Origin of the sequence: Flavobacterium sp. ASV13, assembly GCF_000745775.1 — a bacterium.
In the GTDB taxonomy this organism is placed as follows: domain Bacteria; phylum Bacteroidota; class Bacteroidia; order Flavobacteriales; family Flavobacteriaceae; genus Flavobacterium.
Genome location: NZ_KN050752.1, coordinates 456520 through 472584 on the forward strand (window position 1 = coordinate 456520; position 16065 = coordinate 472584).

The 16065-nt window shown below is 32.4% G+C and carries 12 protein-coding genes; 10 read left to right on the forward strand and 2 right to left on the reverse strand.

What is annotated here, in order from left to right:
• Nucleotides 1-22 precede the first annotated feature (22 nt).
• The 7 genes from GQ47_RS22570 (at nt 23) to GQ47_RS22595 (ending at nt 7616) form a co-directional block, all read left to right on the forward strand.
• Complete coding sequence (locus GQ47_RS22570; protein ID WP_035653402.1) at nt 23-2050, forward strand: DUF3857 domain-containing protein; 2028 nt, start codon at nt 23-25, stop codon at nt 2048-2050.
• A 249-nt stretch (nt 2051-2299) separates the two neighbouring features.
• The gene (locus GQ47_RS22575; RefSeq protein WP_012022600.1) at nt 2300-2626 is read left to right on the forward strand and encodes a nucleotide pyrophosphohydrolase; all 327 of its coding nucleotides are present in this window, start codon (nt 2300-2302) and stop codon (nt 2624-2626) included.
• Nucleotides 2627-2724: 98 nt separating this feature from the next.
• On the forward strand, nt 2725-3954 hold the full coding sequence (locus GQ47_RS22580) for a 3-phosphoshikimate 1-carboxyvinyltransferase (protein WP_035653405.1): 1230 nt from the start codon (nt 2725-2727) through the stop codon (nt 3952-3954).
• A 193-nt stretch (nt 3955-4147) separates the two neighbouring features.
• A complete protein-coding gene (locus GQ47_RS23690) occupies nt 4148-4285 on the forward strand; it encodes a hypothetical protein (protein WP_193745241.1) in 138 nt (45 codons plus the stop codon).
• A 51-nt stretch (nt 4286-4336) separates the two neighbouring features.
• Nucleotides 4337-5386 carry a tRNA preQ1(34) S-adenosylmethionine ribosyltransferase-isomerase QueA gene (gene queA / locus GQ47_RS22585; RefSeq protein ID WP_035653407.1) on the forward strand — a complete coding sequence of 350 codons (1050 nt, stop codon included), beginning with the start codon at nt 4337-4339 and terminating at the stop codon, nt 5384-5386.
• A gap of 293 nt (nt 5387-5679) precedes the next feature.
• Complete coding sequence (gene kynU, locus GQ47_RS22590; protein ID WP_035653409.1) at nt 5680-6954, forward strand: kynureninase; 1275 nt, start codon at nt 5680-5682, stop codon at nt 6952-6954.
• A 236-nt stretch (nt 6955-7190) separates the two neighbouring features.
• On the forward strand, nt 7191-7616 hold the full coding sequence (locus tag GQ47_RS22595) for a YMGG-like glycine zipper-containing protein (RefSeq protein ID WP_035653411.1): 426 nt from the start codon (nt 7191-7193) through the stop codon (nt 7614-7616).
• Nucleotides 7617-7676: 60 nt separating this feature from the next.
• Here the strand turns inward: GQ47_RS22595 and GQ47_RS22600 are convergent, their stop codons facing one another.
• Both GQ47_RS22600 and GQ47_RS22605 read right to left on the reverse strand, forming a co-directional pair.
• On the reverse strand, nt 7677-9482 hold the full coding sequence (locus GQ47_RS22600) for a hypothetical protein (RefSeq protein WP_035653413.1): 1806 nt from the start codon (nt 9480-9482) through the stop codon (nt 7677-7679).
• A gap of 183 nt (nt 9483-9665) precedes the next feature.
• Nucleotides 9666-11222, reverse strand: a complete 1557-nt coding sequence (locus GQ47_RS22605; RefSeq protein ID WP_035653415.1) for a hypothetical protein — start codon at nt 11220-11222, stop codon at nt 9666-9668.
• A gap of 114 nt (nt 11223-11336) precedes the next feature.
• On the opposite strand from GQ47_RS22605, the gene GQ47_RS22610 reads away from it, so the two are divergent.
• From GQ47_RS22610 to GQ47_RS22620, 3 genes are all read left to right on the forward strand, one after another.
• Nucleotides 11337-13724: a penicillin acylase family protein gene (locus GQ47_RS22610; protein ID WP_035653418.1), complete on the forward strand. Its 2388-nt coding sequence runs from the start codon at nt 11337-11339 to the stop codon at nt 13722-13724.
• A gap of 476 nt (nt 13725-14200) precedes the next feature.
• Nucleotides 14201-14872: an RDD family protein gene (locus tag GQ47_RS23880; RefSeq protein WP_371199661.1), complete on the forward strand. Its 672-nt coding sequence runs from the start codon at nt 14201-14203 to the stop codon at nt 14870-14872.
• Between the two features lie 168 nt (nt 14873-15040).
• Nucleotides 15041-16024, forward strand: coding sequence for an RDD family protein (locus tag GQ47_RS22620; RefSeq protein WP_035653421.1), 984 nt, complete (start codon nt 15041-15043; stop codon nt 16022-16024).
• Nucleotides 16025-16065: the final 41 nt, after the last annotated feature.

Genomic DNA, 16065 nt, shown 5'->3' on the forward strand with positions numbered 1-16065 from the left:
CAACTAACCAAAGAATTACCAAATGAAATTAATCAAGATCTTCAGTATTTCAATTGTGCTGTTAATCGTTACAAAAACTACAGCACAAGAATTTAAATTAGGAAAAGTATCTGTTGCCGAATTAGAGCAAAAAGTGCATCCAAAAGATTCAGCAGCGCCGGCCGCTATTTTATATAAAAGAGGAAGAACCAGAATTGAGTACGATGTAAGTGAAGGAGGTTTTGCTACAATGGCCGATGTTGAGGTTCGAATAAAAGTTTATAAAAAAGAAGGTTATGAATGGGCGAATCAGGCGGTTTGGTATTATAAGCAAGCTAACTTTGTTGAAAAAGTTACTTTTTCAGATGCTTATACTTATAATTTAGTGAATGGTAAAGTCGAAAAAACAAAATTAAAACCTGAAGGGATTTTTGATGAAGTGCTAAACAAGTTCAAAGCGCAGAAAAAAATTACAATGCCTAATGTAAAAGAAGGTTCTGTAATTGAATATAAATATACCATCAAAAGTCCGAGCGACAGAATAATAAGAGAATGGAATTTTCAGGAAACTATTCCGGTAAATTATTCTGAATTTGGCACTAATATTCCAGAGTATTACGTGTTTAATCCAAGACAAAAAGGCTATGTTTTTCCTAAAATGTCAGTTGAAAAAGGACCACGTTCCATTATAATTACAACTAAAGAACGATCAAATGTCGGCAGATTTGGCGGTCCGGTCAGAACTGATTTTTCAACGGACAAATACGATTATACAGAAACAAGAACGACATACGTAGCACAAGATTTTCCAGCTATAAAAGAGGAATCTTTTGTAAACAATATGGACAATTATGTTTCCAGTGTTCAACATGAATTAGCGATGATAAAATATCCTAATTCACAGCTGAAAATGTATTCAACAGATTGGGAATCGGTAGTGAAAACAATTTATGATTATGAAACTTTTGGTCCTGAATTAAATAAAACAGGATATTATGAAGATGATTTAAAAGCACTTCTTGCCAGAAAAAATACGCCTGAAGAAAAAATCTGGGTGATTTTGAATCATGTAAAATCTAGTGTAAAATGGAACGGTTACACTGGTTACGATTGCGATAACGGAGTTAAAAAAGCATACAAAGAAAAAACAGGAAATATTGGCGACATCAATTTAATGCTGACTTCAATGCTTCGTTATGCAGGTCTGACTGCAAATCCGGTTTTGTTGAGTACACGTGAAAACGGAATTGCTTTATTTCCTAACAGAACTGCTTTTGATTATGTAGTTGCTGCTGTCGAAACACCGCAAGGAAATTTATTGTTAGATGCTTCAAATAAATTTTCAACACCAAATATTCTTCCTTTTAGAACCATTAACTGGACAGGAAGATTGATCCGTAAAGATGGTACTTCTGAAGAGATTGAGCTGACACCTAAAAAAGCATCAAATGATTTTGTTTTTATGATTTATAGTATTGATGCTGATGGAAAAATTTCTGGAAAAACCAAAAGACAATACACAGATCACATGGCAATGATTACAAGAGAAAAAATTGATGGTGTTAAAGAAGAAGATTATCTTGAAAAATTAGAAAATAAAAGCGGAAAAATTGAGATTAGTGATTATAGCCGAACTAACGAAAAAGATATTTTGTTGCCTGCTATAGAAACATATGCCTTTACCGGAAATGATTTATGCGAAATTATTGGGGGTAAAATTTATATTAGTCCAATGCTGTTTTTTACAAATGACAAAAATCCGTTTAAACAGGACGTACGAGAATATCCGGTTGATTTTGGATTTCCGCAAATGGATAAGTTCAATATCACAATTCAGATTCCTGATGGTTTTGCCGTTGAAACTCTGCCGGCTCCTGCGGCTATAAATATGCAAGACAATGCAGGAAGTTTTAAATTTAATGTTGCAGCGAGCGGAAACAGTTTGCAAGTAATTATCTCAAATCAAATTAATGAGGCGATTTTTTCTGCAGAAAAATACGAAATGCTGAAAGAATATTATAAAACAATGATTGCGAAAGAAACTGAAAAAATTGTTTTAAAACGTATATAAAAAATGAAGGTTAAAAGTGTAGCGATTGCAATTTTGCTTATTGTTTTTACAGCAAAAGTAAAAGCACAAAACAAAGAAATCATTTAGACTTTAATTCTTTCAAATTTCAAAAATAAAATTCAGATTAGCTGTATAAAAGAAATTAACAATAGTATTTTTGTAGCTGGCGATTATATTTGGATTAAAAAATCTTTTCCAACAAGTAATTGCCAGCCAAAATGAAAAAATTGTCCTTAAAAAAATATAGTAATGGATTTGAAAAATGCTCAACTTGATGTTGATACCTGGATAAAAGAACACGGAGTTCGATATTTTAACGAATTGACAAATATGGCGCAACTTACAGAAGAAGTAGGTGAAGTTGCCCGAATTATTGCGCGTCGTTATGGAGAACAATCTGAAAAAGAAAGTGATAAAAACAAAGATTTAGGCGAAGAATTAGCCGATGTTGTTTTTGTGGTTTTATGTTTGGCAAACCAAACCGGAATCGATTTACAAGCTGCTTTTGACAAAAAAATGGATTTAAAATCGGTTAGAGATAAAGATCGTCACAAAAACAATGATAAATTGAAATAATTGTGAAATTTCAGCGTGAATTTTGATTTACGAACGAGGAGTGTTAAATTGCGCACTCGAATTATGTTTCTCATAATTCGCAACTCATAACTAATATCATGAATTTAAAATTAAGCACGAATTCACCATTCACAATTGATGATTCGAAACTAAATATCACAGGTTCTAAAAGCGAAACGAACCGTTTATTGTTACTAAAAGCTTTATTTCCAAATATCACTTTAGCTAATACTTCAAACTCAGACGACAGCGAAGTAATGCAAAAAGCGTTAATTGGAAATGATGAAATCGTTGATATTCATCACGCCGGAACTGCAATGCGTTTTTTGACAGCTTATTTTGCTGTAAACGAAGGCAGAGAAGTGGTAATGACAGGTTCTAGCAGAATGCAGGAACGCCCAATCAAAATTTTGGTTGATACCTTAAGACAATTGGGAGTTGAAATCTCTTATGAAAAAGAAGAAGGTTATCCGCCAATTAGAATCAAAGGAAAAAAAGTTACGGCTTCAAAAGTTACTTTGGCAGCAAATGTAAGTAGTCAATACATCTCAGCACTTTTATTGGTAGCTTCAAAACTTGAAAATGGTTTAGAGTTGACTTTAGAAGGAGAGATTACTTCGATTCCATATATCAAAATGACTTTGGCTTTGTTGACGGATTTAGATATTAAAACAAGTTTTGAAGGAAACGTAATCAAAGTTTTCCCTAAAGAATCTGTTGAATCAAAAGAAATGGTCGTAGAATCAGATTGGAGTTCAGCTTCTTATTTCTTTAGTCTTGTTGCTTTATCTGAATCTGCTAAAATAACTTTGAGCAGTTACAAAGAAAACAGCCTTCAAGGAGATTCAGAATTAGTTTCTCTTTATGAAAAAATGGGTGTAAAAACGACTTTCGAAAACAATAAAATGACTTTGGAAAAAGTTTCTGGTTTTAATTATCAAGATGTAAATTTTGAATTGAACAACACTCCAGATATTGCACAGACAATCGTAGTAACTTGTTTAGGTTTAGGAATTGGATGCCATTTAACAGGTCTTCATACTTTAAAAATTAAAGAAACAGACAGACTTGAAGCTTTAAGAATCGAGTTGACAAAATTAGGAGCGAATATTTCGGTTACAAACGACAGTTTGACTTTAGTAAAATCTGATAATATCAATCACGATATAAAAATCGGAACTTATAATGATCACCGAATGGCAATGGCTTTTGCACCATTGGCAATTAAAGTGCCTATTATTATTGAGGATGCAGGAGTAGTTTCAAAATCATACCCAGATTTCTGGAACGATTTAAAAGCGTTAAATTTTCAGGTCTCAGAATTATAGTCAAAAATATTCTTTGCCCAAAAAAATATAGCCTCTGGTTGAAACCAGAGGTTTTTTTATGCTTGGTTTTGTTTGTGCTCGCAAAGTTTGTCATTTCGACGAAGGAGAAATCTCCGCAAGTAACTCCGCAACGAAAATCCAATCTTTGTAGAGCTTCTTGCGGAGATTTCTCCTTCGTCGAAATGACAATAATATGTTGAAAATGTTTTTTGTAAATAAAAACACAATTTTAATGGTTCTCGAAACATCAGTAAATCAAGGACTTTTGAAAATAAAAGCCAAAACACTTGACAACGCCTATTTCACAATCGTATATTTGCAAGCGATTTAAAATTTTAGATAAAAAAATCTAAGATTGATATTTTAAAATCTAACTTCAAATATGAAATTATCACACTTCAATTTCAATTTACCGAAAGAACTTTTGGCTGAATTTCCAGCAGAAAACAGAGATGAATCTCGTTTAATGGTAATTGACCGTAAAAAAAACACTATCGAGCATAAAATGTTTAAAGACGTTATCAACTATTTTGATGACGGAGACGTTTTAATTCTTAACAATACAAAAGTTTTCCCTGCGCGTTTGTACGGAAACAAAGAAAAAACGGGAGCGAGAATTGAGGTTTTCTTATTAAGAGAATTAAATTCTGAGCAAAGACTTTGGGATGTTTTAGTAGATCCTGCTAGAAAAATCCGTATTGGTAATAAACTTTATTTTGGTGACGATGATTCATTAGTTGCTGAGGTAATTGACAATACAACTTCTCGTGGTAGAACTTTACGTTTCTTATACGATGGTTCTTATGAAGAATTCAGAAATAAATTAACAGAACTTGGAGAAACTCCAATTCCTAAATACATCAACAGAGAAGTAACTGCTGAAGATGCTGAAAGATACCAAACAATCTACGCAAAAGAAGAAGGAGCTGTTGCGGCGCCAACTGCTGGTTTGCACTTTTCAAAACACCTTTTGAAAAAATTAGAAATCAAAGGAGTAAATTTTGCTGAGGTAACTTTACACGTTGGTTTAGGAACTTTCAATCCAGTTGAGGTTGAAGATTTATCTAAACACAAAATGGATTCAGAAGAATTGATTATTAATCAACAAGCTTGTGATATCGTAAACGAAGCTAAAGCAAAGAAAAAACGTATTTGTGCAGTAGGAACAACTTCTATGCGTGCAATTGAAAGTTCTGTTTCTTCTGCGAATACTTTAAATCCTTACGAAGGATGGACGAATAAATTTATTTTCCCTCCTCACGATTTTAGTATTGCAAACTGTATGATCACAAACTTCCACACACCAAAATCAACATTGTTAATGATGATTTCTGCTTTCTGTGGACATGATTTAATGAAAAAAGCATACGACGAAGCGATCAAAGAAGGATACAAATTCTATTCTTACGGAGATGCGATGTTAATTCTTTAATTAGAATTTATCTTTAAAATAAGAACCCGACAGTTTTTTAGAGCTTGTCGGGTTTTCTGTTTTTTATTGGTTTCAAGTTTCAGGTTTCAAGTTTGACGTCCGTTATGAAATTTAACCGCAAAGTTCGCAAGGATTTTTGCTCAGTTTGTGTTTGCTAAATGAAAAAGAACGCAAACTGAGCAAAAATCCTTGCGAACTTTGCGGTTAAATCACACAAAGCATATCAACATGAAACTTGAAACCTGAAACAAAATGAACAAAATTTGTTATTTTAGCAACCAAAACAAAACAAAATGACTTTTCAAAATACACGCGAATTTGCACGAGGGCTAGATTCGAAAGACACATTAAACCACTATCAGGAACAATTTATTTTTCCTAAAGTAAATGATAAACGAGTTATCTATTTTACCGGTAACTCATTAGGATTACAACCAAAACGTACCAAAGCTTACATTGATGAAGTAATGAATGACTGGGCAGAATTGGCTGTTGAAGGTCATTTCTATGCCGAAAAACCTTGGTGGGATTATCAGGAAAGATTTGCAGAACCATTGAGTAAAATTGTGGGCGCGCTTCCATCAGAAGTTACGGTTATGAATACTTTGACTGTAAATCTTCATTTGTTGATGGTTTCTTTTTATCAGCCAAAAGGCAAACGCTATAAAATTATCTGTGAAGAAAAAGCTTTTCCGTCTGATCAATATATGTTTCAGAGTCAGGTGAATTTTCATGGATACAAACCAGAAGATGCGATTGTAGAAATTAAGCGTCGCGAAGGTGAACACAATATTCGTCTTGAAGATGTTTTGGCAAAAATTGAAGAAGTTGGAGATGAATTGGCTTTGGTTTTAATTGGCGGAGTTAATTATTATACCGGACAAGTTTTTGACATAAAAACCATTACAGCAGCCGGACAAAAAGCCGGAGCAAAAGTAGGTTGGGATTTAGCGCATGCTGCCGGAAATATCAAATTAGAACTTCACGATTGGAATGTTGATTTTGCTGCATGGTGCAGTTATAAATATATGAATTCAGGACCAGGAAATGCTTCTGGTTGTTTTGTTCACGAAAAACATCATAATTCAGATTTACCAAGATTTGCTGGATGGTGGGGACATAACAAAGAACGCCGTTTCAAAATGGAACCAAATTTTGACCCAGTTCATGGAGCAGATGGATGGCAGATTAGTAATTTACCAGTTTTGTCTTTAGCGCCTTATTTGGCTTCAGTAGAAATGTTTGCTGAGGTTGGAATGGATACTTTAATTGCAAAACGAGATCATATTACCTCTTATTTGGAATTTATTCTTCATGAAATTGATAAAGAAGTAGAAAGTACTTTTGAAATTATTACGCCAACAAATCCAGAAGAAAGAGCTTCGCAATTATCAGTTTTTCTTCATGGGCAAGGACGAAGCTTATTTGATTATTTAATGAAAAACGGTGTGATTACAGATTGGCGTGAACCAAACGTTATTCGTCTTGCACCAGTTCCTTTGTATTCTTCATATGAAGATATGTATGACTTTGGACAAATTCTGAAAAAAGGAATTTTAGGGAAGTAAAAAAATAATCTCGCAAAGTCGCGAAGACGCAAAGTTTTAATCTTTTTAATCTGTAACTTTAAAAAAAAGCTTTGCGTCTTCGCGACTTTGCGAGATTAAAACATTAATTATCTAGAGATAGCCTGCGAGAAACTTCGTAAAATCTTCTAATCTTATAAACTTTCCGAAAAATTCTGTAATAAACATTATAGCAGATATTCCGTATTTTGTAGTGTATAATTTTAAAAACTACAATCATGAAAGGCTTATATATTTTATTAGCAGCAATACTTTTAACTTCTTGCCAAAATCAAAGCAAAGAAGATTTAAATAAAGCCAAACAAGCCAGTATTGATTCAATGAAAGTTGAGATTAACAAACAGCGTGTTATCGATTCGATGAAGACTGAGATGGCGAAGGTAGAAGAGAAACAAAAAGCAGAAGCACAAAAAGTTGTTGTGGTTCACGAAAATGATGGAACAGCAACTGCCGCGCCAGCAAAAAAGAAAGGCTGGAGTTCTACTGCTAAAGGTGCAGTAATTGGAGCTGGAGTAGGTGCCGCAACTGGAGCTATTGTAAGTAAGAAAAAAGGTGAAGGTGCCATAATAGGAGGATTGGCCGGCGCTGGAGTTGGTGCGGGTACAGGCGCAATTATTGACAGCAACAAGAAGAAAAAAGAATAGATCTTAAATACTATAAATAAAAGAACGCCGATTTAGATTTTTCTAAACCGGCGTTTTGTTTTATGCTAATTCCAATGTTGGAATTTGAATGGCATTTAATTCTGATTTATAAAAATTGAATTGATTTTTAATTTTTTCTTCGTCATTTTTAAAATATAAAGTCGATGAAAATAGATTTTGATAATATTCAATTCCTTTCAAAATATTAGCTTTAAAAGAATTCCATTTTTTCAGCTGATTTGAAGTAACTTCAGAAACAGATTCAATTTCGTTTTTAAAATAATCAACATACATTTTTAATTCTTTCACAAATAAATGAGGACGATCTGTTCTCAAAATTGATTTTCCCTGATAAATATGCTGAAGCATTTCTTTTAATGAAACTTCTTGATCAAAATAAGCCAAATTTGGTCCGGGACAAATGACAACACCTTGCGATTGCCCTTTTATTTTAATATCATTTTCAAGATAAGAGGCATTTGCCAAACCAACACACAAACATGATTTTTCGGTGATTTTGATTTTGCTTTTTTCAAATTCTAAATCGCATAAAGAATCTTTTTTACTTTCGAGTTCTTCCAGTTTTATATCCTGATATTTTTTTGATGCCGTACAAATTCCGTGTGGATCGTATTCTTTGCTTAATGCTAAAAATTTCTTTGGACACGAACTTCCGGCTTTATTTTCCTGAATGCGTTTTTGTTTCAAAAATTCATTTGTTGTTCCTTTCAGAGTATTAAACGGAACTCCCAAAGGTGAAATATTACTCAGATAAAAATCATTTTCCTTTGCATTCATTAATAAATTACGAGTTTCTTTATCTACAGAAGTGGCTTCTGGAACCAATAAAAATGGAGAACCCCATCCAACAGCATCTACATTATATTTGTTTAATAAAAATTCATGTTCTTCAGCTGTTCCAACGCCGCCTTGTACCGTAATTTTTAAAGGTAAAGGGTTTTCAGGGAAAAGCTGATTTTTTAGCTGTAAAGCTTTAATCATTAAATCGTGGGCTGATTGTGTCAGTTGTTCTTTTTTTTGCTTGAATTCTTCTAAAATAGTGCCTAATAAAAGTCCGTCAGTTGCAAAGGCATGACCGCCACAATTCAATCCTGACTCAATTCGATATTCGGAAACCCAAAGTCCTTTTTTGGCCAGGAAATTTCCCTGAATCATAGCCGATCTGAAATCACTTACTTTTAAAATGATTTTTTTTCTCAGTTCGTTGTTTTCATTCGGGAAAAAATCTTTGAAGTTTTCAAAATAACCAAACAATCTTGGATTCATTCCGGCAGAAAGTACAACTGAAGATTCTAAATTGCTATTTGCAAAACCTCGCAAAGCAGCATGAGCATCATTAAATTCAATTGAAAGCTGTTCATTTTTGACAAAATTATCTTTATCTAGTTTTGTCATAATGTTGACATCAATTTCTCCGGGAAAAAGATGCGATTCGATATAATGTTGAATGTTTTCTTTAAAAGCGATTCCGTCGTCTAATAAGTTTTGAAAACCTTTTTTAATGTCAGAAGTATTCGGCAACATCGACATGAAATTTTCCAATGCTGTTTTGCTTTCAGTTAATTCGGTTTTAAAGTTTTCGAATTTTTCTTTTACAATTTTATCGACTAAATTTAAATACGAAGTAATTCTTTCAGCGCGGTAATCATGAAATTTTTGTGTAATTTCTTCATACGGAAGATTGAATTTTGCGCTATAAAAATTACGCATCTTTTCAATCAAATCATCGTCGGCGAGCGCAATTACAGACGAAATTCCATATTGTGCAACGCGAATGGGGCTGTCGATTGTATAAGCAAGTCCCATTACCGGAATATGGAAAGTATGTAAGGGTGTTTTTGTCATTAGTTTTCAGATTAAAATAAAGACAAATATTGAAAAAAGGATTTTCCTAAAACCTGATAATTGTCAGGTTTGTGGGTAAAGTTTTTCCGCCACGAATTCACGAATTTTATTTAAAAAATGTATTAAAATAATTCGTGAATTGTTTCGCCTGTTCACTATCGCTCGAGTTGTGGCGGAAAAATATTATATTAAAATCTTCTTCAGAGATTCTGCAATACTTCGCCATAAAAAATTGTAGAATGATTTTTCCTGAATTCTTTCCACTTCAACATCGGCGGTTTTGGCTTTGTCTTTTGAATCGTTTTTTACTAATAAATTAGCGACGGCCGTTTTGAGTTTCGCTTCTTTTTCTGGATTTTTCTTTTTGTAAAGTTTCACTTTAAGATCATCATAATCTAATGAAGCGTTTCCTTTTGAGACATTATCATTTCCATAAAAATTAAATCGGTATTTATTGAAAGTTCCAGTAAAAGTGGTGTTCATGTAAGGTTTGGTAAATCTTGTCATTGCCACAACGTCAAAATTTGAGATGATGCCCTGAATGTGAAATCCATCGGTTTTGTCTAAAACATTAAAACTCCAATCTACATCTAATGGAGAGTTTTTCATGAAAATGCATTTCACTTTGATTTTTACATCGTTCGTTTTTTTTAATCCAAAACCACTTCGAAGATTCGTCGCTTGCAAATTGAATTGATCAAAAGTCAAAACTCCTGGACCTTTTGAAAAATCAATTTCTTCTTCATAAATCAGTTTCGATTTCAAAACCTGCAAAGTGTCAATTTGAAGCGGGAATTTTATGTTTCGCAATAAATGATTGTAAAGGTATTTTTTGCTTAAATCGTCTTTCGGGATTTTACTCCGGTAAATATTAGCGTTAAAATGATGGATTACAAGGGAATTTGCTTTAAAATAAAATCGGTCATTTTTAAATCCCCAATCCATTTTTGCAATTTGAGCCGAATCGAATTTCAAGGTATAAATATCCTTTTCTTTTTCTAATCGCTTTACAAAATTAGGTCGGTCAAACTGAGGGAGATTAGCAAAATTATTGATTTTTAGAAAGTTTTTCTCCGTGCTTATTTTTCCAATAGTTATATGATAGAAAGCACTTGGTCTGTAAAATAAACTATCTATAATTAAAGCATATTTTTGATATTGAAGCGGAATTTTTTCTTTTAAAGTTGCATCGGTGATTAAAATTCCTTCCAATTTTAAAATGATTTTTTTAACGCTGAAAATTGGTTTTTCAGTATCGAGCGAAACAACATCAATTGTTCCCTCATTCAGATAAATGTTCGAAACCGCAATTATTTTTCTGAAAGGCGCCACAATTTCAGTTTCAATGCTTTTGCTGTTATTCAAAAGTTTTTCTCCTTTTTTATATAAAATCACACGAGGTTTATTGATGATAATACTTTCGGCCTGAATAATATCGTGAAAAGCCAAATCCCAAATATTGAAATGTTTTATCGTAATCGATTCAATTTTAGAAAAAAGACCGTTTTTACTGTCTTTCGGCTCGTTTTTCGGACTTACTAATAATGTCTGAGCATAGATATTTCGAGAAAAAAGCGATACTTCAATTTTTTCATAATTGATATTGTATGCCGTTTTGTTTTTCTCGTGAATGATAATCGGAAGCTGTTTTTTGATCCAGTAATTCAGACCAACATTGGCTAGAATCACAATAATAAACAGAGAAATTACTCCGATTGCTATTTTTTTATAGATTGACATTTATTGTATCGATTTTAAATATAAATTTAGACTTTAGAAAATAAAGTCGTTTACATGATTTTGTTTTTACGTTACATTTTAACTAATTATCACATCGCAACACTTTTTTTGAATATGAAAAAACTTAAGAAATTCCTGCTGGTTTTATTTGTCCTGATTGTTGTTTTAGGAATAGGTTTATGCGCTTATATTTTTCATTTAAAACCCAAGTATGAAGGAGAGCTGGAATTGAAAAATCTTCAAAAAGAAACGACTGTTTATTTTGATGAATTTGGAGTTCCTCATATTTATGCCGATTCTGAAAAAGATGCGATGACGGCGTTTGGATATGTTCACGCGCAGGAAAGATTATGGCAAATGGAATTGCTTCGAAGAATCGCTCCGGGACGTTTATCTGAAATCTTCGGATCTGTAGCGCTGAAAAATGATAAGTTTTTCTCCGGAATTGGTATTGAAGAAGCTTCGGCGAAAGCCATTTCCAAATTAGATAAAAACAGTCAGGCGTATCAATTGACGATGGCTTATTTGGATGGAATTAATCAATATTTGGATGAAGGCGTTACGCCAGTAGAATTTACTCTGGTTGGTGTGAAAAAAGAAAAATTCACTATAAAAGATGTTTATAATATCTTCGGATATATGTCTTTCAGTTTTGCAATGGCTCAAAAAACAGATCCGTTATTAACTGAAATTCGCAATAAATATGGTGTTGAATATTTGAAAGATTTAGGAATTGAAGGCGAATTCAATACAACTCAGTTAAAAAGTTCAAAAGAGAATATTGATGAATATACAGCAATCTCAAAATCAGTTGCGGATTTGTTGGACAAATCGCCAATTCCGCCATTTATTGGAAGCAACAGTTGGGTAGCCGGACCTCATAAAACCAAAAGTGGAAAAGTGATTTTTGCCAATGATCCACACATTGGGTTTTCACAGCCTGCAACTTGGTACGAAGCACATTTGATTACACCTGAACATGAATTGTATGGTTGTTATTTGGCTGGAACGCCGTTTCCGTTGTTGGCGCACAATCGCGATTATGCTTACGGTTTGACAATGTTTGAAAATGATGATATTGATTTTTATCAGGAGAAAAATAAATCGGGAGACAATAATCAATACCAAACTCCGACAGGTTTCGCAACTTATGAAGTCAGAAAAAAAACGATCAAAGTCAAAGATACTTCTGATGTTGTCATGACTATAAAATCAAGCCGTCATGGACCAATTATGAATGATGTTTTAGAGCGTTTGGATAAAAAAAATCCTATTGCAATGTCGTGGACGTATACCCGAGAACCTATTCAAATTTTAGATGCAGTTTACGGACTTTCGCATGCAAAAAACAAAGATGATTTTAGAAAAGCAGTTCAATTAGTTGCAGCGCCGGGATTGAATGTGATGTATGGCGATGCCAAAGGAAATGTAGCTTGGTGGGCAACAGGAAAATTGTATAAACACGACAAAGGTGTGAATACTTTCCTGATTTTGGATGGCGCAAGTGGAAAAGATGATATTAAAGAATATCTGGATTTTTCAAAAAATCCATCTTCTGAAAACCCGAAATGGGGTTATGTTTATTCGGCTAATAATCAACCAGAATCCATAGATGGTTATTTGTATCCAGGTTATTATTTGCCGGAAGATCGCGCGAAAAGAATTTCAGGTTTAATGGACGCCAAATCAGATTGGGATAAAGAAGCAATCAGTAAAATGATTTATGATAATACATCGCCAATTGCTCCGGGAACTACTCAAAGTTTGATTTCGAATTTAGATAATAAAGCGCTTTCATCAGAAGAAAAACAAGTGATTACTGTTTTAAAATCTTGGAAAGGAACAACAAATCTCGAAGATGATGCGCCAACGATTTACAACAAATGGATTTATCTGTACATGAAAAATACTTTTGAAGATGAAATGGGAAAAGACAATTTTGATTTGTTTTTAGGAACTCACATTGGTAAACAAGTTATTGCCAGACAAGTTGCAAATGAAAATTCGGTTTGGTGGGATAATATCAAAACCAAAAATGTAAAAGAAACGAGAAAAGATATTGTTTCAAAATCGTTTCATGAAGCAGTTACAGCACTTCAAAAACAATTAGGAACTACGATTTCAGATTGGAATTGGGGCAAAGTTCACACCGTTGAGCATGAACATCCGTTAGGAAAAGTGGCAGCGTTACGAAAATTATTTAATGTTGGACCTTTTGCATCGCCAGGATCAAATGAAGTGATTAATAATTTATTTTTTGGCTTTAACGAAGAAGGCAAATATTACGTAAAAGGCGGACCTTCAACCAGAAGAATTGTTGATTTCTCTGATGTTGAAAACAGTTGGAGCATTTTACCAACCGGACAATCCGGAAATCCGTTCAGTAAACATTATCACGATCAGGCACAAATGTACAATGAAGGTAAATTCAGAAAAATGAAATTGAATAAGGATGAGATTGTGAAAACTTCGACGAAATTGGTTTTGAAACCAAAGAAATAATACTCATTAAAATAAATTTTATTTACACTTTTTTTAAAACCAATTTCATGGATAAAAAAATTATTGCTTTTTCTTTATTTGTTTCTGTTTTAAGTCTTCTAATTGGAATTTTACCACTTACGGGTATTGGCGATATAGTATTTAGTATTTTGAGAGTATTTACTTCGTACATTTTCCCGAGCTTGGGTGGTCATTTCAAAATCAATGAAATGGAACACAGCTTAACAATAGCATTGCTTTTCAATAGTCTTTTATTTGCAAGTGCTATTTTATTTTTTAAATCTAATGAGAAAGAAGAACGTCTTTTAAGGTTTATTTTTTCAATAATTTTTATAAATAAATGTTTTTTTGCATTAGATGAAGTTTGTCGTATTTATGTAATTTATAGAGATTTTGGAACATTTTATTTTTGGGTATTTTTTTCATTGTTATTAAGTATTTGTTTGCTTTATTTTTTATACAAAAGCATAAAATACATGAATGAATTAAAGATAGTAGAATATGAGAATTTAAAACTTACAGAATCAGAAAAAGGCTCTTCTTTTAAAAGCAGTAAGTGGCAACGTTTATTGCATTTTATAATAGATAATGTAATTTTTGTTGTTTTTACGTTTAATTTTTTAGATGGAACACGAATGATATATTTTAATGGTTCGTTTGGAATAATTGAAAATATATTAGGAAGACAAAATACAATTTGGATAATGTTGATTATTTTTCGATTTGTTTTTTATTTTGTTTTTGAAACTCTTTTCAGTGCAACACCAGGAAAATTTTTAACAGAAAGTAGAGTTGTTGATAATCAAGGTTTAAAGCCAGAAAATAATTTTGTGTTCAAAAGAACGCTATCGAGATATATTCCTTTCGATTCGATTTCTTTTTTATTTAATGTAAATTGGCATGATTCAATCTCTCATACTCAGGTTTATAAAGAAAAGCAAACGGGACTGAATGGAAAAATATTTTTTTTACTTATTCCAATATATCTTATTCTTTGGTTAGGATTTCATTTGCTTGGAATACAAGAGGAGAAAAAGCAAAATTTTGGATACTCTTTTGAAAGTTTTGTAAATGAAAGAAATCAGGTTTTAGACGGCAAAAAGGTAATCAATACAAACGCAGTTTTGAGATTAGATGAACGGTTTTAATGAAGAAGGCAAACATTATCACGATCAGGCAGAAATGTACAATGAAGGTAAATTCAGGAAAATGAGATTGAATAAGGAAGAAATTGTAAAAACTTCGACGAAATTGGTTTTGAAACCAAAGATATAGACAACTTAAAAAATTATTAATTGAAATAAAACCCCAACTCTATGTATAAAAAAATTATTGCTTTTGCTTTGTTCCTTTCCATTGTTAGTTTTTTTACGGCTTTTTATAATGACTATAATTCGAACTTGTATTATGTTTTAAGTTTTTTCAATTATAGTATCGCAGGCTGGATTGATGTAGGTTGGATTGAAGCTAGAACCTTGCGATTATTTTTTAATTTTTTATTGTTTGTTGGTGTGATTGCTTATTATTTTTCAAAAGGTAAAGAAACACGTCTTTTGCGCTTTAGTTTTGCTACATTATTTGTACAGCTTTGTTTTGGTGTTGTTGTTCAGTTTATTTTTATTTTAAATAGATTCGAGGGAATTGAAGTAAAGAGTTATGCAGGCATTGCCATTTCTTATGTAATAACTTTTTTTGTGCTTTATGTTTTATATAAAAGCTTAAAATACATGAGCGACCAACAATCATTAGATTTTGAAACTGTTGCTTATACAGAATCAACGGAAGTTTATTATTTTAAGACCGGAAATTGGGAACGTTTGGTTCATTTTATAATTGATAATTTAATTTTCTTGCTGATTGGATACCAACTTTTCATGGGAATTTTGTCTTTTGAATTTGTCAATTCTTATTTCGGAATAGTGAGAGGAGATCATGCTGATCGATTTTTTTTACTAATTGTTTTTCCAGTATTCAGCTTTGTTTACTATTATATATTTGAAAAGCTTTTTAGCGCAACACCAGGAAAATTTTTAACCCAAAGCAGATTGGTCAACAGTGAAGGTTTAGTTCCGGCTAATTCTCATGTGCTTTTAAGAACTTTATGCCGAAACATTCCTTTTGACGGAGTTTCTTTTTTGTTTAATGCCAGCTGGCATGATAATTTGTCAAATACCGAAGTATTTAAAGAAAAGAAAAGTGAAATTAGTGGAGCCTATTATTTTTTGATTATCCCGATTTTTGGTATTCTTTTGTTTTTGGTAAAAGCAATAGAAGGTTATTTGCATACAACCAATATTTAAACCTTTCAACTTTATTAAAATAAAAAGGTTCAAAGGTTTTA

Excerpts from the sequence above, each read along its gene's own strand:
- GQ47_RS22605 (WP_035653415.1), bottom strand. The coding sequence starts at position 11,222 with ATGTCAATCTATAAAAAAATAGCAATCGGAGTAATTTCTCTGTTTATT.
- queA (WP_035653407.1), top strand. The coding sequence starts at position 4,337 with ATGAAATTATCACACTTCAATTTCAATTTACCGAAAGAACTTTTGGCT.
- GQ47_RS22620 (WP_035653421.1), top strand. The coding sequence starts at position 15,041 with ATGTATAAAAAAATTATTGCTTTTGCTTTGTTCCTTTCCATTGTTAGT.
- GQ47_RS23880 (WP_371199661.1), top strand. The coding sequence starts at position 14,201 with ATGAATGAATTAAAGATAGTAGAATATGAGAATTTAAAACTTACAGAA.
- kynU (WP_035653409.1), top strand. The coding sequence starts at position 5,680 with ATGACTTTTCAAAATACACGCGAATTTGCACGAGGGCTAGATTCGAAA.
- GQ47_RS22600 (WP_035653413.1), bottom strand. The coding sequence starts at position 9,482 with ATGACAAAAACACCCTTACATACTTTCCATATTCCGGTAATGGGACTT.
- GQ47_RS23690 (WP_193745241.1), top strand. The coding sequence starts at position 4,148 with ATGTTGAAAATGTTTTTTGTAAATAAAAACACAATTTTAATGGTTCTC.
- GQ47_RS22580 (WP_035653405.1), top strand. The coding sequence starts at position 2,725 with ATGAATTTAAAATTAAGCACGAATTCACCATTCACAATTGATGATTCG.
- GQ47_RS22570 (WP_035653402.1), top strand. The coding sequence starts at position 23 with ATGAAATTAATCAAGATCTTCAGTATTTCAATTGTGCTGTTAATCGTT.
- GQ47_RS22595 (WP_035653411.1), top strand. The coding sequence starts at position 7,191 with ATGAAAGGCTTATATATTTTATTAGCAGCAATACTTTTAACTTCTTGC.
- GQ47_RS22610 (WP_035653418.1), top strand. The coding sequence starts at position 11,337 with ATGAAAAAACTTAAGAAATTCCTGCTGGTTTTATTTGTCCTGATTGTT.
- GQ47_RS22575 (WP_012022600.1), top strand. The coding sequence starts at position 2,300 with ATGGATTTGAAAAATGCTCAACTTGATGTTGATACCTGGATAAAAGAA.